The sequence below is a fragment of the Streptomyces sp. NPDC005485 genome, from assembly GCF_040606085.1.
Taxonomy (GTDB): domain Bacteria; phylum Actinomycetota; class Actinomycetes; order Streptomycetales; family Streptomycetaceae; genus Streptomyces.
Genome location: NZ_JBEXDZ010000124.1, coordinates 1 through 20,488, shown reverse-complemented (window position 1 = coordinate 20,488; position 20,488 = coordinate 1). Strand labels below are relative to the sequence as shown.

Below are 20,488 nucleotides of genomic sequence, written 5' to 3'. Positions count from 1 at the left end.
ATCAGCCTTCCTGAAGGGTGGTCAGGCCGTGCTCGATGAAGAAGGGGACCAGTTCCCCGATGCGGTCGAAGCCCGCGCCGACCGTCTGGCCGAGCGTGTACCGGTAGTGGATGCCCTCCAGGATCACGGCGAGCTTGAACCAGGCGAACGCCGTGTACCAGGAGACGGCGGACACGTCGCGCCCCGAGCGCGCGGCGTACCGTTCGATGATCTCGGCCGGCTGCGGGTGCCCGGCGGCCGAGGCGGTCGTGCTGATGGGGGAGTCGGGCAGGTCCAGCGGCGCGCTGTACATGACCAGCAGTCCCAGGTCGGTGAGCGGATCGCCGAGCGTGGACATCTCCCAGTCCAGGATGGCCTTGATCCGGTCGTGGTCGTCGATCAGTACGTTGTCCAGGCGGTAGTCGCCGTGGATGACCGTCGCCGTGGGGGAGGTGGGCAGTGCGCGGCCCAGGGCGGCATGCAGCTCGTCGACGCCGGCGAGTTCCCGGTTGCGGGAGGCGTCCAACTGCTTGCCCCAGCGCCGCAGTTGGCGGTCGAGGAAGCCCTCGGGCCGGCCGAAGTCGGCGAGGCCCACCTCGGCGGGGTCCACCGCGTGCAGCTCGACGAGCGTGTCGACCAGCCCGAGCACGGCGTCACGTGTACGCGCGGGACCGAGGGGGGCGAGCTGTTCGGCGGTGCGGTACGGGGTGCCCTCCACGAACTCCATGACGTAGAAGGGCGCGCCCAGCACCTCGTCGTCCTCGCACAGCAGCACCGGACGGGGCACCGGCACGGCCGTCGGGTGCAGTGCGCTGATCACCCGGTGCTCGCGCCGCATGTCGTGCGCCGTGGCCAGGACGTGGCCCAGCGGGGGCCGCCGTACGACCCACTTCGCGGTACCGTCCGTCACGGAATAGGTGAGGTTCGACCGTCCGCCCTCGATCAGCCGGCCGGTCAGCGGGCCGGTCACCAGGCCGGGACGCTCGCTGTCGAGCAGGCCGCGCAGCCGGTCGAGATCGAGACCTGGCGGGTGGTCGGGGCTCATCGTTTCTCCTCAACACACGGAAACCGGACGTCAACCATGATGCCGACCGGTCGGTATGCCGTCCAGTGCGGGGGCAAAACGTGATCGGCGTCTCCTCCGCCCGGAGCCGCGTGATCGGGTTCCCGAGCCAGGGAGACTCAGAGGACCAGTACCGCCGCGCACACGGCCAGCGCCACCGTGCACAGGGCCGCGGTAGTCCCGTGCCGGGCCGAGAGCGCCGCCGGGCCGTCCGCCCGTGCGTCGGCCAGCGTCCGGATGCGGCGGTGGGCCACGGCGAGGAACCCCAGCCAGATCGCGCAGGACAGGGCGCCGAGCACGATCCCGGTCGGCGTACCGTCGCGCAGCGACGCCTTCGCGGCGAACAGGGCGGCGACGGTGCTCGCGAGCGTCGTGCGCCGCCAGGCGAGCCGGGTGCGCTCCGGCTGAAGGCCCGGGTCCCGGTCCCGGGCGGGAGCGGTCACCCTTCCCAGCCGACGAGCACGACGAAGACCATGGCGACGGCCACGACCGCGACGGCGATGCTCAACACCGCCGGGAAGCGCGACACCGGCAGGTCCTCGCCCTTGCGCATCGCCTGCTCGCACCGCACCCAGTGGTTGACCGCGCGCAGCGAGCACAGCACGCCCGCCGCCAGCAGGGCCAGCGCGAGCCCGACCCGCCATCCCCACCGCAGGTCGGGCAGGAACTGGTCCACGGCGAAGCCCCCGCCGATCAGCGCGAGCGCCGTGCGCAGCCACGCGAGAAAGGTCCGCTCGTTGGCCAGCGAGAAGCGGTAGTCGGGCGTCCCGCCCTCCTCCCGGACCTCCTCCGGCGCGAACCACAGCCGGACGTTCCGCACGAATTCGATCACGCCCTGGACCCTACCGGGACGCCCGCCCGCCGCCGCCGAGGCGGTGTCAGCCCATCGACCGGTAGGCCTTCAGACGCTCGTACGCCGCGAGGCCGTCCGGCACCCAGGTCCAGTCCGTGAGGCGGCGCTCCACCTCGTCCGCGGGGAGGAAGTCGTGCCAGGCGACCTCCTCGACCTGGGGGTTCACCGGAAGGTCGCAGCGCACCTCGTACACCGCCGACCACCAGCTCCGCCCGCCCCCGTCGTCGTACAGGAACCTGAACAGCGGGACGGGCCGCGGGAGCCCGCGGACGCCGAGTTCCTCCTCGGCTTCCCGCAGGGCCGCGTCGTCGTACGTCTCGCCCGCGCCGACGACTCCGCCGACGAACATGTCGTAGAGGGAGGGGAAAACCAGCTTGGTGGGGGTGCGGCGGTGGACGAAGATCCGGCCGTCGGCGTCCCGTGCCTGGATGAACACGCAGCGGTGGCGCAGACCGCGCGCGTACGCCTCCCCGCGCGGGGACTGCCCGATGACCTGGTCGTTCTCGTCCACGATGTCGAGGATCTCGTCGGCGGCGCTCATGAGGCCATCCAAGCAAGACCGCCCCGGCGGAGCGACGCCGCCCACGAGGAAAAGGGGACGGATCAGCGCTTCAGCGCCGGCACCCGCTCCACGGGTGCCGCCGCGCCGCTCGGCATCGCCGGATGCAGGCCGAGCAGCACGATGCCCACGACGATCGCCGCGAGGCCCGCGGCCTCCCAGGCCAGCGCGCCGCTGTCGGTGCGCAGCCGGTCGCCGAGGAAGCCGACGCCGCACGCGATCCCGGCCAGCGGCTGGGCGGCCGTCAGGGCGGGCAGGGACATCCGCAGGGGCGCCGTCTCGAAGGCGCTCTGGACGAGGATCAGCCCGACGACACCGAGGCCCGCGACGGCGTACGGCTGCCATGTCGAGAACAGCGTGAGCCAGCCGCCGCCCTCCGTCACCAGCTGCCCGCTCACTCGGGTCAGCGCGTCCTGCACGCCGTAGAGCAGCCCGGCGGCCAGCGCCAGCAGGACCGGCGCGGCGCTCAGCCGGGACCGCTTCGCGTACGCCGTCAGCAGCAGCGCGCCGCCCACCATCAGCCCGATGATCAGCCAGTGCCGCAGCGGATCCGCGACGGCGTCGCCGCCGCGCGGCTCCCCGGCCATGATGAACGCTGTGACACCGCCCGCGAGTATCAGCAGCCCGCTCCAGCCCTGGCGCCCCAGCGACTGCTTGGTCTGCCGGCGGGTCAGGGCCATCGCGAAGAGCAGGTTGGTGGCCAGCAGGGGTTCGACGAGGGAGATCTCACCGTTGCTCAGTGCGATCGCGCCGAGCGCCATTCCGCAGACCATGAGCCCGATGCCGCCGAGCCAGCGGGGCACCCGGATGAGGTCGAGCAGCAGCCGGGGGGAGAGGAAGTCGTTCAGCGGCGCGTGCGAGGCAGCGTTCTGCTGGAGCACGAAGCCGAAGCCGAGGCAGCAGGCCGCACTCACGGCGAGGACGAGAACCAGAACCGACACGCTGCGTACCTCAATACATCGGGGACAGGGACGGGGCGGGGTTACGGGTATCGGAAGACTGTAGCCGAGTCCCCGGAAACCGGCAGTTGACTGGGTCACTTCGTTGCCCAAGGATCTGACCGACCAGTAACAATGCTCCGGGAGGGCCTGCTCATGGCGTACGACGCAGATGTGATCGTGATCGGGGCGGGCCTCGCCGGGCTCGCGGCGACCGCGGAGCTCGTCGACGCGGGCCGCAAGGTGATCCTTCTCGACCAGGAGCCCGAGCAGTCGATCGGTGGCCAGGCGCACTGGTCGTTCGGCGGGCTCTTCTTCGTGGACTCGCCCGAGCAGCGCCGGATGCGGATCAAGGACAGCCACGCGCTCGCCCTCCAGGACTGGATGGGCACGGCCGCCTTCGACCGCCCCGAGGACCACTGGCCCCGCAAGTGGGCCGAGGCCTACGTCGACTTCGCGGCGGGCGAGAAGCGGTCCTGGCTGCACAAGCAGGGCGTCCGCTTCTTCCCGGTCGTCGGCTGGGCGGAGCGCGGCGGCTATGACGCCAACGGGCACGGCAACTCCGTACCGCGCTTCCACATCACCTGGGGGACCGGCCCGGGGCTCGTGGCGCCCTTCGAGCGGCGCGTGCGGGCCGGGGTGGCCCGCGGCCTCGTCGAGCTGCGGTTCCGCCACCGCGTCACCGGGCTGTCCCGCAGCGCGGGCGCCGTGGACACGGTCACCGGGGAGGTCCTGGAGCCGTCCGGCATCGAGCGCGGCCAGGCCAGCAGCCGTGGGGTCACCGGCGCCTTCGAACTCAAGGCGCAGGCGGTGATCGTCACCTCCGGCGGTATCGGCGGCAACCATGACCTGGTCCGCGCCAACTGGCCGGAGCGGCTCGGTACCCCGCCCGAGAAGATGATCTCCGGGGTGCCCGCGCACGTCGACGGCAAGATGCTCGCCATCGCCGAGGAGACCGGCGCCCACCTCATCAACCGCGACCGGATGTGGCACTACACCGAGGGCATCCAGAACTGGAACCCCATCTGGGAGAACCACGGCATCCGTGTCCTGCCCGGCCCGTCCTCGCTCTGGCTCGACGCCCGCGGCAACCGGCTGCCCGTCCCGCTCTTCCCCGGCTTCGACACGCTGGGCACCCTTGAGCACATCATGAGCACCGGGTACGACTACACGTGGTTCGTGCTCGACCAGAAGATCATCGGCAAGGAGTTCGCGCTCTCGGGCTCGGAGCAGAACCCCGACCTCACCGGCAAGTCGATCCGGGACGTGATCGGGCGGGCGCGCACCGATGTGCCAGGCCCCGTCAAGGCGTTCATGGACAAGGGCGTCGACTTCGTGGTGGAGAAGGACCTCACCGCACTGGTGCGGGGCATGAACGCGCTCACCAAGGAACCGCTGATCGACGAGGCGGAGCTGCGCCGTGTGATCGTCTCGCGCGACCGGGAGATCGCCAACCCGTTCACCAAGGACCTCCAGGTGACCGCGATCCGCGGCGCCCGCACCTACCTCGGCGACAAGCTGATCCGCACGGCGACCCCGCACCGCATCCTCGACCCGAAGGCGGGCCCGCTGATCGCGGTGCGCCTGAACATCCTCACCCGCAAGACCCTCGGCGGCCTGGAGACCGACCTCTCCTCGCGCGTGCTGACCGAGGGCGGCGACCCCCTGGAGGGCGTGTACGCGGCGGGGGAGGCCGCCGGGTTCGGCGGCGGCGGGGTCCACGGCTACCGCTCCCTGGAGGGCACCTTCCTCGGCGGCTGCCTCTTCTCCGGGCGTACGGCGGGACGGGCGGCGGCGAAGGCGCTGGGCTGAGCCCTGGCTTGTGCCGGACGAAGGGGGCTCGGGCTGCCGAGCCCCCTCGGGCAGCGGCGGCACTCCTCTGCGGAGAGGGAAACTCCCTGCAGAGCAAGGTAGTTGACATGTGAACCTGTCTTTGGTTGCCCTTGACTAAACCCTTGGGTGGAGGTTTGCTGTCCGTGATCAAAATCTGACCAGCCGTGCCTTGTGAGGAATTGCCCGCGGTGCCCCCACCCCCTCTCGGCCGCGGTCGTGGCCGCAAGCGCGCCTCCCTGCCCTTCGACGCCGCGTTCGACGACGACGAACTCGTCGCCGCCCGCGCCTCGTTGAGCCAGGGACGGTGGACCGCGGTCCGTGCGCTGCTCGTCGCCACCGGCGACGACTGGGACCGCCGCGGGCACCGTGTCACCGTTCTCGCGCAGGAGCCCGCCACCCTTGCCTGGGCCCGCGACTGGCGGCTCGCCGAACCCGAGTCCGCCGACGCCTCCGTACTGCTCGCCTGCGCCACGGTCCACCGCGCCCTGAACGGCAAGGAACGCCCCGAGCCGGCCCGCGAGGCCTGTCAGGCCGCGGCCGCGCTGGCCCCCGCCGACCCGACGCCCTGGCTCGGCCTGCTGATCCTGGAGCGCTCGCACGGCACCGAGGAGGACGTGGTCCGCCTCTTCGACGAGGTGCGCCACCGCTACCCCGACCACCACCACGCCCACCACCTGATGGTGGCCCGGCTCGCCGAACGCCACGCCGCGGCCGGCCAGGACCCGCTGCACGAGGTGTACGACTTCGCCAACTGGGCCGCCGAACAGGCCCCCGCCGACTCGCCGCTCGCGATCCTCCCGGTCGTCGCGCACGCCGAGCGCTACCGCGTGCTGGCCGCCGCGGGCAGCGAGAGCGGCGACCCGGCCGCCTCCGGGCACTGGGTCGGGCGCCGCGCCCGCCAGGTGATGAAGGCCGCCTTCGACTGGTGGCTGGAGTGGGAACGCGACGACCATCCGCGCCGCCATGTCGACCTCAACTTCCTTGCCCACGCCAAGTTCTGCGAGGGCCGGGGCGCCGAGGCGGCTGCCCTGTTCCACCGCATCGGACCGCACGCCACCCGGGAGCCGTGGTCCTACCCCGACCGGGACCCCGACAAGGCCTTCCGTGCCGCCCGCGACAGCGCGCTCGGCACGGCGTGAACGACCACCCCCGAGATCCGAACATCCGAAAGGACAACCCCGCGATGACCACGGGCAGTTCGAGTACTTCGCAATCCGGCAGACCCGCCCCCGGCAGCGGTGACGGCATCAGCACGTTCAAGGGCCAGGACCGTGCCCTGCGCGCCGACCGCCTCGGCACGGGAGGCCTGCTGCTCTCGGTCCTCGCCGCGACCGCGCCTCTCATGGTGGTCGCGGGTGTCATGCCCACCACATTCGCGGTGATGGGCATCGTCGGGCAGCCCCTGCTCTTCGTCGTCCTCGGCATCGTCCTGGTCCTCTTCAGCGTCGGGTACGCCGAGATGAGCCGCCACGTCCACAACGCGGGCGCCTTCTACGCGTACATCTCCCGCGGGCTCGGCGGCACCGCGGGCGCCGGCGCGGCGCTTCTCGCCCTGGTCGCGTACAACGCCCTCCAGGTCGGCATCTACGGCATCTTCGGCTTCGAGGTGTCCGGGCTGTTCTCCACCTACCTCGACCTCCAAGTCGCCTGGTGGATACCGGCGTTGGCGGCCGTGGTCGCGGTCGGCGCGCTCGGCTGGCTGAAGATCGACGTCAACGCCAAGGTGCTGGGCGTGCTGATCGTCATCGAGGTGGCGCTCGTCGTCATCTTCGACATCGCCGCCGTCGCCGATCCGGCGAAGCAGGGGCTGTCGCTGCACGCGTTCAACCCGGACACGCTCACCGGCGCGGGCGTCGGCACCGCCCTGTGCTTCTGCATCGCCGCCTTCACCGGTTTCGAACAGGCCCCCGTGTACGCGGAGGAGACAAGCCGCCCGCACGTCCTGGTCCCGCGCGTGATGTTCCTCGCCGTCAGCTTCGTCGCCGTCTTCTTCGCAATCAGTTCATGGGCGTTCACCGTCGCCGCCGGTCCCTCCGCGATCGTCGGCACCGCACAGAAGGAGAGCGCCGGACTGCTGTTCTCCCTCACCGAGTCCCGCCTCGGCGGCACCTTCACGGACGTCCTGCACGTCCTGTTCGTGACCGGCATGTTCGCGGCGCTGCTCAGCTTCCACAACGTCGTCGCGCGGTACGCCTTCGCCATGGGCCGCGAGGGTCTGCTGCCCGCCGGCTTCGGCCGGACCACCGGCGCGAGCGGCGCCCCCGGCACCGGCTCGCTGCTGCAGACCGCCGTGTCCCTGATCGTCGTCGCCGCCTTCGCCGTGAGCGACGACAAGCCGGCCGGCGACCCGACCGCACCCGTGCTGCACCTGTTCACCTGGTTCGGCAACGTCGGGGCACTCGGCGTCATCCTGCTCATGGCGGCCGCCTCGGTCTCCGTGATCGTCTTCTTCGCCCGGCGCGGTGCCGCCGGCGCCCAGGCCCGGCGCCTGGCCACCTCCGCGATCGCGGCCGTCGCCCTGCTGGTGATCGCCTTCTACACGATCAAGGACTTCGACGTCCTCGTCGGCGCGGGCCCGGATTCCTCGCTGACCTGGCTGCTGCCCGCCATCATCGGGGCGGCCCTGGTCCTCGGCCTGGTCCAGGGCCTGGTGCTGCGCTCCCGCAGGCCTCAGGTGCACGCCCGCATCGGCCTCGGCAACGAGGCGTTCCAGCTGGACAAGGCGGCGGAGACGGCCGAGCCCGCCTCCTGAGGGCCACCTCCCCGAGGGCTCCGGGCCTTACGAGCTCGTAAGAAGTGGTTACGGAATCCTGACGGGCACCCGCCGACGCTGGCCTTTTGGGGGTCGCGGGTGCTCGAATCAGAAGGTGAACCCTGAACCACCCGAAGAGCCGGGAGCGCCGCACTCCGAGGAGCGCGGAAGCCCGATGGAGCGCGGCAAGCCGATCGGTCGCCGGGTCCTCCTCGGCACACTGGGCCTGGGCGCGCTCGGCGTGGTGGCCGCGCCGGTGCTCCAGCGCGGCCTGGAGTCCTTCCTCGGCAGCGCCGCCGACAAGGACCCCACCGGCCTGACCGGGCTGCTGCCCAACGGGGGCGGCTTCCGCTACTACTCGGTGACGTCCTCGGTCCCGCACAAGGACGAGACGGACTACCGCCTCACCGTCGACGGCCTGGTCGACCACCCGAAGACCTTCACCCTGGCCGACCTGCGCGCACTGCCCCAGACCCGGCTGGTGCACGACGTCCAGTGCGTCACCGGCTGGCGCGTGCCCGGCACTCCCTTCGAGGGGGTGCGACTGTCCCGGCTCCTTGACGCGGCCGGAGTGCGCTCGTCGGCCGGAGCCGTGCGGTTCAGCTGCTTCGACGGCGCGTACACCGAGAGCCTCACGCTCGACCAGGCCCGCCGCAAGGACGTCCTGGTCGCCCTGCGCATGCAGGACAAGAACCTCGGCCACAGCCACGGCGGCCCCGTCCGCCTCTATGTCGCCCCCATGTACTTCTACAAGTCCGCCAAGTGGCTCTCCGGCATCACCGTCACCGAGGACGTCCGTCCCGGCTACTGGGAGCACCGGGGCTACGACGTGGACGCCTGGGTCGGCCGCTCGAACGGACGCGACGATGAACCTACGAGCTGACGCCCCTGTCGTCCGTGCCGCCGCCCGCGTACGGCGCTTCACCCGTGCCGAGCGCTGGGTGCACCGCACGACGGCCGCGCTGATGGGCGTGTGCGTGGCCACCGCCGCCTGTCTCTACCTGCCCACCTTCGCCGAGCTCGTCGGTCGCCGGGAACTCGTGGTGCGCATCCACGAATGGGCCGGGCTGCTGCTGCCGGTCCCGGTGCTGGCGGGCCTCGCCTCCCGCGCGTTCCGCGCCGACCTGGGGCATCTCAACCGCTGGGGTCCGCACGACCGCCGCTGGCTGCGGGCGGCCCTGCGCCGTGATCCCCTCCGCTCCTCCCGGCCCGCGGGCAAGTTCAACGCGGGCCAGAAGACCTACGCGGCCTGGATCGCCGGAGCGTCCCTGGTCATGCTCGGCACGGGGCTGCTGATGTGGTTCACCCACCTCGCCCCGATCATGTGGCGTACCTCGGCCACCTTCGTCCATGACTGGCTCGCCCTGACGATCGGCATCGTCCTCGCCGGGCACATCGGCATGGCCCTCGGCGACCCGGAGGCCCGCCGTGGCCTGCGCACGGGTTCGGTGAGCGAGGAGTGGGCGAAAAGGGAGCACCCGCTCTGGCGCCCTTAGGGGCTTCACCGTGGCCGGGGCGGGCGGGGCCACCCGCCCGCGCTCTCAACTCCCGAAGTCCAGCAGCACTTTGCAGGACCGGCTCCGGTCCGCCGCGAGCGAGAACGCCGACTCCGCGTCCCGCACGGGGACCACCGCGCTGATCAGCCGGTCGAACGCGGGCTCGGCGGCGAGCAGTTCGAGCGCCGCGTCGAACTCCGCGTCGAAGCGGAAGGCGCCCCGCAGTTCGATCTCCCGCGACACCACCAGGTTCCCCGCGAACGGACTCTGCCCCGGTGGCAGCATGCCCAGCTGCACGACCACCCCGCCGCGCCGCACGAGGCGCAGGCAGGTGTCGAGCCCGGCGGCCACCCCGGACGCCTCGACGGCGACGTCCACCTCCGACGGCCACCCGGTGTCGCCTCGGTCATCGGCCCGTACGACGGTGTCGGCGCCCGCCGCGGCGGCGTACTCCAAGGCCTGCGGCAGCAGATCCGTGACCGTCACGTGTGCCGCGCCCGCGGCCTTCGCGGCGGCCACCACCAGGCAGCCGATGGGCCCGGCCCCGGTCACCAGCACCCGTCGCCCGGCCACGGCCCCGGCCCGCCGCACGGCGTGCAAAGCCACCGACAGCGGCTCCGCGAGCGCCGCCCGGCGCAGCCCGAGTCCGGCGGGCACCGTGCGCAACTGCCCGGCGGGCACGACCACTTGGGCCGCGAAGCCGCCCTGGACGTGCGGAGTCCGCGCCGCGCTGCCGAGATAGCGCGTGTCCCGGCACACGTTCGCACGCTCGTCGAGACACTCGGGGCACACGCCGCACGCGGTCGCCGGGTGCACGGCGACGGCCGTACCCGGCGAGGGCCCCGAGGCCCCGTCGCCGTACGCCAGTACCGTGCCCACGATCTCGTGCCCGAGCACCATCGGCTCGCGCAGCCGAAAGTCGCCCACGCCGCCGTGGAGCCAGTAGTGCAGGTCGGAGCCGCACACCCCGCCGTAGCGGACGGCGACGAGCGCCTGCCCGGGGCCGGGGGACGGCGCCGGCAACTCGTCGACCCGCAGGTCGCCCTCGCCGTGGATCACACAACCGATCATCGTCCGAGTCTCCTTAGAGCACGCTGGTCATGCCGCCGTCGACGTACAGCACCTGCCCGCTCACGAAGTCGGCCGCGGGTGAGGCGAGGAACAGCACCCCGCCCACCAGGTCCTGGGTGCGGCCCCAGCGTCCGGCCGGGGTGCGGCGGCGCACCCACGCGCTGAACTCCTCGTCCTCGACCAGGGGCCTGGTCAGCTCGGTCTCGATGTAGCCCGGCCCCAGGCCGTTGACCTGCACGCCCGACGGGCCCCAGTCCGCGCACATGCCCTTGGTGAGCATCTTCAGCGCGCCCTTGGTGGCCGCGTAGGGGGCGATGCCCGGGCGGGCCACCTCGCTCTGCAGCGAACAGATGTTGATGATCTTTCCGTGGCCGCGTTCCGTCATCCGCCGGGCGGCCTCGCGGCCGACCAGGAACGCGCTGGTGAGATTGGTGTCCAGGATCCGGTGCCAGTCGGAGTCCGTGAACTCCAGCAGGGGGGCGCGCAGTTGCATGCCCGCGTTGTTGACCAGGATGTCGAGCGGTCCCACCCGCTCCTCGACGTCCGCTGTTCCGGCGGCCACTGACGGACCGTCGGTCACGTCGAACGCGGCCGTGTGCACGTCGCCCGGCAGTTCGGCGGCCGCCTTGGTCAGGCGTTCGCCGTCCCGGCCGTTGAGGACCACCGTGCAGCCGGCCTCCAGCAGCCCCCGGGCGAGCGCGAACCCGATACCGCGGCTGGAACCGGTGACCAGAGCCGTGCGGCCACTGATGTCGAAGAGCGGATGGCTCATGCCCGTACTCCTAGATCACGAGAGAGAGCAGCAGGACCAGGCCGCCGGCGACCACCGAGATGATCGTCTCCATGACCGACCAGGTCTTGATGGTCTGGCCGACGTTCAGGCCGAAGTACTCCTTGACCAGCCAGAACCCGGCGTCGTTGACATGGCTGAAGAAGAGCGAGCCCGCGCCGATCGCGAGGACCAGCAGCGAGGTGTGCGCCGTGGACATGTCGGCCGCCAGGGGTGCGACGAGGCCGGCCGCCGAGATGGTGGCGACGGTCGCCGAGCCGGTCGCGAGGCGGATGGCCACCGCGATCAGCCAGGCGAGGAGCAGTGCGGGGATCGACCAGTCCTTGGAGATGTCAAGAATCATCTGGCCCACACCGCTGTCGATCAGCGTCTGCTTGAAGCCGCCACCGGCGCCCACGATCAGCAGGATGCCCGCGATCGGCGCGAGGGACTTCTCGACGGTCGTCGACAGCCGGTCCTTGGTGAATCCGGCCGCCCGGCCCAGCGTGAACATACCGACGATCACGGCCGCGAGCAGGGCGATCAGGGGTGCGCCGATGACGTCGAAGACGCGCTGCACCTTGTGCGTGGGGTCGTCGACGATGATGTCGACCAGCGCCTTGGACAGCATCAGCACGACCGGCAGCAGCATCGTGGCGAGTGTCGCGCCGAAGCTCGGGCGCTTCTCCAGCTCCTCCGAGGCGCGGGCGGGGATCATCCTGTCCGGAGCCGGGACGTCCACCCAGCGAGCCGCGTACTTCGAGAACACCGGACCCGCGATGATCACCGTCGGGATGGCGACGAGGACACCGAGTGCGAGCGTGAGGCCGAGGTTCGCCTTGACCGCGTCGATCGCGACCAGCGGGCCGGGGTGCGGCGGGATCAGGCCGTGCATCACGGACAGACCGGCGAGCGCCGGGATGCCGATGCGCATCAGCGAGTAGTTGCCGCGCTTGGCGACCATCAGCACCACCGGGATCAGCAGCACGATGCCGACCTCGAAGAACAGCGGGAGGCCGATCACCGAGGCGATCAGCACCATCGCCCACGGCATGGCACGGCCACCGGCCCTGGCGAGGATCGTGTCGACGATCTGGTCGGCGCCCCCGGAGTCGGCGAGCAGCTTGCCGAGGATCGCGCCCAGCGCGATCAGGACGCCCACACCGGCGACGGTCGAGCCGAGTCCGGTGGTGAAGCTGACGATGGCCTTGTCCAGCGGAGCCCCGGCGAACGCGCCCAGCGCGAGCGAGCCGATGGTCAGGGCCAGAAAGGCGTGCAGCCTGAACTTGGTGATGAGCAGGACGATGACGGCGATGCCCGCCAGAACGGCGATGCCCAGCTGCGCATGACCCGCCGAGGTGATCGGCTCGACGGTGTCCGCTGCCAGCATCTCGACGCTGAGTCTGGTCACGGTGGTTCCCTTGCGTGTACGGGGAGGAAGGGGGACCCAGGGGGTACAGCGAGGCCCTGGGGAAGTGCGGGGGACTTACCGGCAGGCGCGGGGCCTGCCGTCGGGGTGCGGACTCGCGGCAGGCGGGGGCCTACCGCTGGGGCTGGACGAGCTCCTGCAGCGCGGCCGCGGCCCGCTCGGTGATCTCGCCCGGGCTCCCGGAGACGTCCACGGCGACACCCGCCTCGTCCGCGTCGAGCGGTTGAAGCGTGGCGAACTGCGAGTCCAGGAGCGCGGTCGGCATGAAGTGGCCGTGCCGGTGCGACATCCGGTCCTCGATGAGCGCCCGGTCGCCGGTGAGGTGTACGAAGACGATCCCGGGTGCCGCCGCCCGCAGCCGGTCGCGGTAGCTCCGCTTGAGCGCGGAGCTGCTGACCACGCCGCCGAGCCCGTCCCTGTCGTGCGCCCAGGCGCCGATGGCGTCCAGCCACGGCCACCGGTCGTCGTCGGTGAGCGGGGTGCCGGCCGTCATCTTGGCGATGTTGGCCTGCGGGTGGAAGTCGTCGCCCTCGGCGTAGGGAACGCCGAGCCGGGCCGCAAGCAGGGGACCGATGGTGGTCTTGCCGGTGCCTGCGACACCCATGACCACGACGACATGGGGGGTGATCATCGCTGCCTCACTGTCTCCGTCGACATCTGATGTCGACGCCACTGAAACCCATTAGGTACGACAAATTCAAGAGTCTGTGATGTATAAGTCTGACTTTTTATTTCGGACAGCGGCCTCGTACCCTGACCTCATGACCACACGGGGCCGGGGGCTGCACGGACATGTACTGGACAGCCTCGGGCCGGCCATCACCGCGGGCGAGTACCCGCCGGGGAGCGTGCTGCGCACGGACGAGCTCGCCCAGCGCTTCGAGGTGTCACGCTCGGTGATGCGAGAGGCGGTCAGGGTGCTGGAGTCGATGCACCTCGTGGAGTCCCGCCGCCGGGTGGGCGTGACCGTCCGCCCCAAGGCCGAGTGGAACGTCTACGACCCGCAGGTCATCCGGTGGCGGCTGGCCGGCGCCGACCGCCCCCACCAGCTGCGCTCCCTCACCGTGCTGCGCTCCGCCGTCGAGCCGGTCGCCGCCGGCCTCGCCGCGCGGCACGCCACGGCGGCGCAGTGTGCCGAACTCACCGAGTGCGCGCTCGGCATGGTCGCCACCTCACGCGGCCACCAGCTGGAGGGGTATCTCATCCACGACGTCGCCTTCCACCGGGTGATCCTCAGCGCGTCGGGCAACGAGATGTTCGCCCGCCTCGGCGACGTCGTCACCGAGGTCCTCGCGGGCCGTACCCACCACGAGGTCATGTTCGAGGACCCCGACCCGGCCGCCGTCACCCTGCACGTCCAGGTCGCGGAGGCGGTCCGCGCGGGCGACGCGGTCCGCGCCGAGGAACTCACCCGCGAGATCACGGTCGGCGCCCTTCAGGAGCTCGACATCCTGGCGCCGTAGGCCGTCGACAGCGGCCAGGGCCTGATCGGCCGATCAGGCCGCAGACGCGGGGTGTGGCACGCCCACCTGCCGCGTTGTCGTCGGTTGCCAACGCTCCGCGTTGTCGCCTTCCTCCGCCTTGCAGCTGCACGCTCCCCCACTCTCGGCTTCGATCGAGCGGGGGACCCCCATCACCCCGCTCACCGGCGGCCAGGCGCTGTTGCTGTCCTGCGATTTGATCGGCCGGACAGGCCCTAGTCGAGGAACTCCCCGTCGACGTACACCCACGCCCCGTCGACCCGCTCGAACCGGCTGCGCTCGTGCAGGGAACCGCCCCGGTAGGAGGCCCGGAAAGTCACGGTCCCCGCGGAGTGGAACGCCGATCCCTGTCCCGTGTCGAGGATCTCCAGGCCGGCCCACCGCATCCCGGGATCGAACTCGACCCGCGGCGGCCGCGTCTTCGGATGCCAGGTGCGCAGCAGATACCCCTCGTCCCGCTTCACGAAGGCGCTGTAGCGCGAGCGCATCAGCGACTCGGCGGTCGGCGCCGCCGCGGCGCCGGAGAGGTAGCGCCCGCAGCAGGCGTCGAACGCGGCAGGAAGCCCGCAGGGGCAGGAACGACTGGTCACGGCTGCCATTCTGCCGTCCCTTACGCGGAGTCGGCGTTCGAGGGCGGAAACAGCGGCCGGGCCGGCACCGGTGAGGCGGGGGAGGGCAGCGGCGGCAGCCGCGTCTCGTACAGCCAGGCCGAGAGCAGGTCGTCCACCGGCTCCGTCGCGAACCGGGCGACGTGCGCGGTGAACGTCGTCGTGGTGACCGCGCCGCCCCGGTGCAGGGCGGCCCAGCCGCGCAGCATCCGGAAGAACGCCTCGTCGCCCAGGGCGCAGCGCACCGCGTGCACGACGAGCCCGCCGCGTTCGTAGAGCCGGTCGTCGAACATCGACTTGCGGCCCGGGTCGGCCAGCCGCAGATCCTGCGGCAGCCCCGACAGCAACCGGTGTGCGGTGGCCGCGAGTTGCTGCGCCGGGCGCCCACCCGACCGCTCCGACCACAGCCACTCCGCGTACTTCGCGAAGCCCTCGTTCAGCCAGATGTGCCGCCAGTCCGCGATCGACACGCTGTTGCCGAACCACTGGTGCGCCAGCTCGTGCGCGACCAGCCGCTCCGAACCCCGCGCCCCGTCCACGTGGTTGGCGCCGAACAGCGACAACCCCTGTGCCTCGACGGGGACATCGAGCTCCTCCTCGGTCACCACCACCGCGTACTCGCCGAACGGATAGGGCCCGAACAGCTCCTGGAACAGCTCCATCATCGCGGGCTGTCGCGCGAAGTCCCGGGAGAACTGGGGCAGTAGATGCGCCGGGATGTGCCCGTGCTGCGGCACACCGCCCAGACCCGGGTCGCCCAGCAGCACCGTCTGGTACTTCCCGATCGACAGCCCCACCAGATAGCTGGAGGTCGGCGCCGACTGCTCGTACACCCAGGTCGTCGTCGACGCCTTCGTCGTACGGGTCAGCAGATGGCCGCCCGCGACCACCGAGTACGCCGACGGCGTGGTGACGGAGATCTGGTAGGCGGCCTTGTCCGCCGGGCGGTCGTTGCACGGGTACCAGGACGGCGCCCCGACCGGCTGGCTGGCCACCAGCGCGCCGTCCTCCAGCTCCTCCCAGCCGATCCCGCCCCAGGGGCTGTTCACCGGCTTCGGGTTGCCCGACCAGTGGACCTCGACGGTGAACGCGGCCCCGGCCCGGATCGGCTTCGGGGGGCGGATGCGCAGCTTGCCGCCCCGGTGCGTGTAGTGCGGTGCCTTGCCGTCGACACGGACCCGGCCGATCCTGAAGTCGGCCAGGTTCAGCTGGAATTCGGCGAGCGCGCCACGGCCCGCTATGGCGCCGAGCCGCGCCGTGCCGGACAGCCGGTTCGGTCCCGGGCGGTAGTCCAGCGCCAGCTCGTACCGGTGCACCCGGTAGCGGTGATCACCGTTGGCCGGGAAGTACGGGTCCGATCCCGCTGTCTGCTGAACGGTCACTGCTGCGTCTGCTCCCTGCACTGTGCTCGTACGACGTGCCGATGCGCCGTCCCCCGAACACCGTACGGGCCGCTCGGGCCTGTCCGGCGGATCAGGCCGCTGCGACCTGATCCCGCGGACGGACCCTAGGAACGCCACGCTTCGATCGGGTTGCCCAGCCAGCGGGTGTCGTCGGGAACCGACTCCGCCGCCATGACGAGCGATGCGGGACCCAGGGTGGAGCGGGCGCCGACCGTGCTGCCGGGCAGGACGATTCCGCCAGGACCCAGCGTCGCGCCCTCACGGAGGACCACAGTATCCGTCCGCAAGATCCGGTCGTGGAAGAGGTGGGTCTGCAGCACGCAGCCGCGGTTCACGGTCGCCGCGTCCTCCAGGGTCACCAGGTCGCTCTCCGGCAGCCAGTAGCTCTCCACCCAGGTGCCCCTGCCGATCCGGGCGCCGAGCCCGCGCAGCCACGCCGTCATCAGCGGCGTTCCCGGCACCGCGCCGGCCAGCCACGGCACCGCGACGACCTCCACGAAGGTGTCGGCCAGCTCGTTGCGCCACACGAAACCGCTCCACAGCGGGTGCTCGCCCGCCCGGTGCCGCCCCACCAGCAGCCACTTCGCCACGATCGACAGCCCGCACGCGAGGACACCCACGGCCAGCAGGACGAACCCGGCCAGCAGCGGCGCCCACCCGCCGAGCACGCTGAGCGCGGCCACCGTCAGCACCGCCAGGGCCGCCGAGCAGAACACCGGCACGATCCGGCACAGCTCGACCAGGCCACGCGCCCACAGCAGCCGCGCCGGCGGGTCGTACGTACGGCTCTGGTCGCCGTCCGACGCCGCACGCGGCAGCTTCACCGGCGGCAGCCCCAGATACGAGCTGCCCTTCTTCGCCTTCTTCGGCGTCGCGGACAGCACCCCCACCAGACCGCCGTCCGGGACGCTCCGCCCGGGCGCGGTCATCCCCGAGTTGCCGAGGAAGGCCCGCCGCCCGATCTCGGCCCGCCCGATCCGCAGCCAGCCCCCGCCGAGCTCGTACGGCGCGGTCAGCGTGTCGTCCGCGAGGAACGCGCCCTCGCCGACCGTGGTCAGGCTGGGCAGGGCGAGCACGGTGGACACCTCGGCGCCCCGCCCGATCCTCATCCCGAGCAGCCGCAGCCACACGGGTGTGATCAGCCCGGCGTACAGCGGGAACAGCGTCTCGCGGGAGCGGTCCATCAACTGCGTGACCGTCCAGGCCTGCCAGCCGATCCGGCTGTGCGTCGCATGGGTGCCGGTCCGCAGACCCAGACTGAGCAGCCGTACGGCGATCAGGAGCAGCATTGCGTACGCCAGCCCGAAGGCGAGCGTCGCAGGAACCAGCGCGAGCGCGGCACCCCGCAGCGCCTCTCCCATACCGGCGTCCGGACCCACGAACAGGCTCACCACCAGCAGCGCGGCCAGCGCGGCGACCACGGGCAGCGCGCTCAGCGCGAAGCCGGTCGCGCCGTACATCGCCCGCCAGTACGTGCCGCGCCGCGGCCGGTCCTTGGGCCACGCGCGCTTGGCCTTGCCCAGCTTGACGGCGGGCGCCCCGGCCCAGCGCTGACCGGTGGGCACCTGCCCGACGACGGCGGAGCCCGGTGCCACCTCGGCCCGCTTGCCCACCCGCCCACCCGGGAACAGGATGCTGCGGGTACCGACCACCGCGCCGGCCCCCACCTTCACCGCACCGATCTCCAGCCGGTCGCCGTCCAGCCAGTGGCCGGACAGGTCCACCTCGGACTCGACGGCCGCGCCCCGGCCCAGCTTCAGCAGCCCCGTGACCGGCGGCAGCGAGTGCAGATCCACATCGGGGCCGATCCTGGCACCCAGGGCCCGCGCGTACCGCTCCAGCCAGGACCCGGTCAGTGAGGTCGCGCCGCTGAACTCGGCCAGCCGCTCGGCCGTCCACAGCCGCAGGTGCACGCTTCCGCCACGCGGATAGCGGCCCGGCCGCACGTTCCTGAGGAGCAGCCGCGCACCGCCGGCCGCGATCGCCAGCCGCCCGGGCGGGCTGAACAGCAGCAGCGCCCCGGCGCCCACGAGCCACCACGACGCGGTCGGCGCCCACGGATACGGGCCGAACCAGTGCAGTACGTTGCCGAGCGCGGCCAGCGCCACCGTCCAGCGCAGCCCCATCAGGGTGAACAGCGGGACGAGCAGGAGCAGCTGGACGGCCTTGGCACGCAGCGGGACCGGCGCGACGATCCGCTCGGCGCCGTCGTCCTGCGCGGACTTCTCCAGGTGCCGGGCCAGCTTGCGCAGCACCGGCTGCTGGTAGATGTCGAGGACGGCCGCGCTCGGGTAGCGGGTGCGCAGCCGGGTGGTGAGCTGGGCGGCGGCCAGGCTGCTGCCGCCGATCGCGAAGAAGTCGTCGCGCGCCCCGGACACCGGGATGCCGAGCACCTCGCTCCACTGCTCGGCGAGCCACGCCTCCGTCCCGTACAGCTGCTCGGCGGGACCGCTCGTCTCCAGGTCGGGCAGCGGCCACGGCAGGGCGGCGCGGTCGACCTTGCCGGAGGTCCGCGTCGGCAGGTCGTCCACCGGGGCGAGCAGCGGGACGAGGGCGGCGGGCAGCTCGGCACGCAGCTTCTCGACGGCGGTGGCGTGGTCCCAGCCGTCCTGGGTGACGACATAGCCGACGAGCAGCTGGTTGCCGCCGCGGGCGGTGCGCACGGCGGCGGCCGCCCCCGCGACCCCGGGCAGCGCCTGGAGGGCGGCGTCCACCTCGCCCAGCTCGATCCGGCGGCCGCCGAGCTTGATCTGCTCGTCGGCCCGGCCCAGGAAGATCAGCCCCTCCGGCTCGGCCTTGACGAGGTCGCCGCTGCGGTAGGCGCGCTCCCAGCCGAGGGACTCCAGCGGCGCGTACTTCTCGGCGTCCTTCTCCGGATCGAGGTAGCGGGCCAGGCCCACCCCGCCGATCACCAGCTGGCCGCTGCCGCCCATCGGCACCGGTTCCCCGGACTCGTCGACGACGGCCAGCTCCCAGCCGTTGAGCGGCAGCCCGATCCGGATGGGCTCCTCACCGGTCATCAGCGAGGCGCAGGCGACCACGGTGGCCTCGGTCGGCCCGTAGGTGTTCCACACCTCGCGCCCCTCGGTCACCAGGCGCTGCACCAGCTCGGGCGGACAGGCCTCGCCGCCGAAGATCAGCAGCCGGACGTCGTTGAGCGTCTCGGGCTCCCACAGCGCGGCGAGCGTCGGCACCGTGGACACGACGCTGATCTCCTGCTCCACCAGCCAGGGGCCCAGATCGGCGCCGCTGCGCACCTGGGAGCGCGGCACGGGGACCAGACAGGCGCCGTAGCGCCAGGCCAGCCACATCTCCTCGCAGGACGCGTCGAAGGCCACCGAGAGGCCCGCCATGACCCTGTCACCCGGACCGATGGGGTCCTCGGTCAGGAACAGCCCGGCCTCGGCGTCCACGAACGCGGCGGCGCTGCGGTGACTCACCGCGACACCCTTGGGCTTCCCGGTGGAACCGGAGGTGAAGATGATCCACGCGTCGTGCTCGGTGCCCGGGCGGGCGGCCGGTGTCTCACTGCGGCCGAGGACGGTCAGCTCGTGGCCGGCCCCGACGACCGCGCGGACCTCCGCCTCGCCGAACACCAGCTCGGCCCGCTCGTCCGGGTCCTCGGCGTCCACCGGCACATAGGCGGCGCCGGCCGCCAGTACGGCGAGGATGGCGACGTACAGCTCGTTGGTGCCCGACGGGACGCGCACGCCGACCCGGTCGCCGAGCCCGACCCCCGCCGACGCCAGCCGCCGCCGCAGCGCCTCGACCTCGACGGCCAGCGCACGGTAGGTGAGCGGAGTGGTTCCGTCGTCCAGGGCGAGCTCGCCGGGGTAGGACCGCACGGACGCCTCGAAGACGTCGACAAGCGTGCGCGGAGAGGCCGTCGACCCGGCGCGGAAGCGCGCGACATCGCCGAACGGGTCGGTCAGTTCACCATCGAGCAGGCTGAGATCGGGGCTCTCGTGCAGGGCGGCCATCGGATCCTCGTGTCTCGACCCGGAGCACCCGGGGCGCCGGGCGGGCCCACAGGTCTGCCTGGGGATGTTCCGCGACGACTCCGAACAAACCCAATACTTTAGTACCGGAGTGACTACGGCCTGTCGTGAAGGCCAAGTCCGAGCAACCGCGGGGCGACTTGGGGATGCGTGGTCGTATGCCCTGAGCTGAGGCTTTACCGGTCTGAGGAGAGGTGCGCCACACTTTGCGCACCATCTGCGCACAACGAGTGAGGGCCGCGACCATTGGTCGCGG

The 20,488-nt window shown here is 71.9% G+C and carries 18 protein-coding genes; 6 read left to right on the top strand and 12 right to left on the bottom strand.

Going from position 1 to position 20,488, the window contains the following annotated elements; translation table 11 throughout:
- Position 1 precedes the first annotated feature (1 nt).
- From ABZS97_RS32265 to ABZS97_RS32245, 5 genes are all read right to left on the bottom strand, one after another.
- Complete coding sequence (locus ABZS97_RS32265) at positions 2-1,024, bottom strand: phosphotransferase family protein (RefSeq protein WP_356143470.1); 1,023 nt, start codon at positions 1,022-1,024, stop codon at positions 2-4.
- A gap of 137 nt (positions 1,025-1,161) precedes the next feature.
- Positions 1,162-1,485: a DUF202 domain-containing protein gene (locus tag ABZS97_RS32260; RefSeq protein ID WP_356143468.1), complete on the bottom strand. Its 324-nt coding sequence runs from the start codon at positions 1,483-1,485 to the stop codon at positions 1,162-1,164.
- Positions 1,482-1,874, bottom strand: a complete 393-nt coding sequence (locus ABZS97_RS32255; protein ID WP_356143467.1) for a DUF202 domain-containing protein — start codon at positions 1,872-1,874, stop codon at positions 1,482-1,484. The genes ABZS97_RS32260 and ABZS97_RS32255 overlap by 4 nt, the downstream gene beginning before the upstream one ends.
- Positions 1,875-1,920: 46 nt before the next feature.
- The gene (locus ABZS97_RS32250; RefSeq protein WP_356143466.1) at positions 1,921-2,436 is read right to left on the bottom strand and encodes an NUDIX domain-containing protein; all 516 of its coding nucleotides are present in this window, start codon (positions 2,434-2,436) and stop codon (positions 1,921-1,923) included.
- A 62-nt stretch (positions 2,437-2,498) separates the two neighbouring features.
- A complete protein-coding gene (locus ABZS97_RS32245; protein ID WP_356143465.1) occupies positions 2,499-3,395 on the bottom strand; it encodes a DMT family transporter in 897 nt (298 codons plus the stop codon).
- A 153-nt stretch (positions 3,396-3,548) separates the two neighbouring features.
- Here ABZS97_RS32245 and ABZS97_RS32240 point away from each other — a divergent pair, with 153 nt between their 5' ends.
- The 5 genes from ABZS97_RS32240 (at position 3,549) to ABZS97_RS32220 (ending at position 9,473) form a co-directional block, all read left to right on the top strand.
- Positions 3,549-5,204: an FAD-binding dehydrogenase gene (locus ABZS97_RS32240; protein ID WP_356143463.1), complete on the top strand. Its 1,656-nt coding sequence runs from the start codon at positions 3,549-3,551 to the stop codon at positions 5,202-5,204.
- Positions 5,205-5,413: 209 nt separating this feature from the next.
- Positions 5,414-6,364 carry a hypothetical protein gene (locus ABZS97_RS32235; protein ID WP_356143461.1) on the top strand — a complete coding sequence of 317 codons (951 nt, stop codon included), beginning with the start codon at positions 5,414-5,416 and terminating at the stop codon, positions 6,362-6,364.
- Positions 6,365-6,408: 44 nt separating this feature from the next.
- A complete protein-coding gene (locus ABZS97_RS32230; protein ID WP_356143459.1) occupies positions 6,409-7,977 on the top strand; it encodes an APC family permease in 1,569 nt (522 codons plus the stop codon).
- A 175-nt stretch (positions 7,978-8,152) separates the two neighbouring features.
- Complete coding sequence (locus ABZS97_RS32225; protein WP_356143486.1) at positions 8,153-8,860, top strand: molybdopterin-dependent oxidoreductase; 708 nt, start codon at positions 8,153-8,155, stop codon at positions 8,858-8,860.
- The gene (locus tag ABZS97_RS32220) at positions 8,844-9,473 is read left to right on the top strand and encodes a cytochrome b/b6 domain-containing protein (protein WP_356143457.1); all 630 of its coding nucleotides are present in this window, start codon (positions 8,844-8,846) and stop codon (positions 9,471-9,473) included. Before ABZS97_RS32225 ends, ABZS97_RS32220 begins: the two co-directional genes overlap by 17 nt.
- Before the next feature lie 45 nt (positions 9,474-9,518).
- Here the strand turns inward: ABZS97_RS32220 and ABZS97_RS32215 are convergent, their stop codons facing one another.
- The 4 genes from ABZS97_RS32215 to ABZS97_RS32200 all read right to left on the bottom strand — a co-directional run bounded on the left by ABZS97_RS32215 (position 9,519) and on the right by ABZS97_RS32200 (position 13,373).
- A complete protein-coding gene (locus ABZS97_RS32215; RefSeq protein WP_356143455.1) occupies positions 9,519-10,544 on the bottom strand; it encodes an L-idonate 5-dehydrogenase in 1,026 nt (341 codons plus the stop codon).
- Positions 10,545-10,557: 13 nt separating this feature from the next.
- Complete coding sequence (locus ABZS97_RS32210; protein WP_356143453.1) at positions 10,558-11,316, bottom strand: SDR family oxidoreductase; 759 nt, start codon at positions 11,314-11,316, stop codon at positions 10,558-10,560.
- A 10-nt stretch (positions 11,317-11,326) separates the two neighbouring features.
- On the bottom strand, positions 11,327-12,724 hold the full coding sequence (locus ABZS97_RS32205) for a gluconate:H+ symporter (RefSeq protein WP_356143451.1): 1,398 nt from the start codon (positions 12,722-12,724) through the stop codon (positions 11,327-11,329).
- A 130-nt stretch (positions 12,725-12,854) separates the two neighbouring features.
- Positions 12,855-13,373, bottom strand: a complete 519-nt coding sequence (locus ABZS97_RS32200; RefSeq protein ID WP_356143449.1) for a gluconokinase — start codon at positions 13,371-13,373, stop codon at positions 12,855-12,857.
- Between the two features lie 130 nt (positions 13,374-13,503).
- On the opposite strand from ABZS97_RS32200, the gene ABZS97_RS32195 reads away from it, so the two are divergent.
- A complete protein-coding gene (locus tag ABZS97_RS32195) occupies positions 13,504-14,205 on the top strand; it encodes a FadR/GntR family transcriptional regulator (protein WP_356143447.1) in 702 nt (233 codons plus the stop codon).
- Between the two features lie 233 nt (positions 14,206-14,438).
- Here the strand turns inward: ABZS97_RS32195 and ABZS97_RS32190 are convergent, their stop codons facing one another.
- The 3 genes from ABZS97_RS32190 to ABZS97_RS32180 all read right to left on the bottom strand — a co-directional run bounded on the left by ABZS97_RS32190 (position 14,439) and on the right by ABZS97_RS32180 (position 20,214).
- Positions 14,439-14,822, bottom strand: coding sequence for a YchJ family metal-binding protein (locus ABZS97_RS32190; protein ID WP_356143445.1), 384 nt, complete (start codon positions 14,820-14,822; stop codon positions 14,439-14,441).
- 11 nt (positions 14,823-14,833) lie between these two features.
- A complete protein-coding gene (locus ABZS97_RS32185; protein ID WP_356143442.1) occupies positions 14,834-16,213 on the bottom strand; it encodes a M1 family metallopeptidase in 1,380 nt (459 codons plus the stop codon).
- Between the two features lie 125 nt (positions 16,214-16,338).
- Positions 16,339-20,214: a Pls/PosA family non-ribosomal peptide synthetase gene (locus ABZS97_RS32180; protein ID WP_356143440.1), complete on the bottom strand. Its 3,876-nt coding sequence runs from the start codon at positions 20,212-20,214 to the stop codon at positions 16,339-16,341.
- Positions 20,215-20,488: the final 274 nt, after the last annotated feature.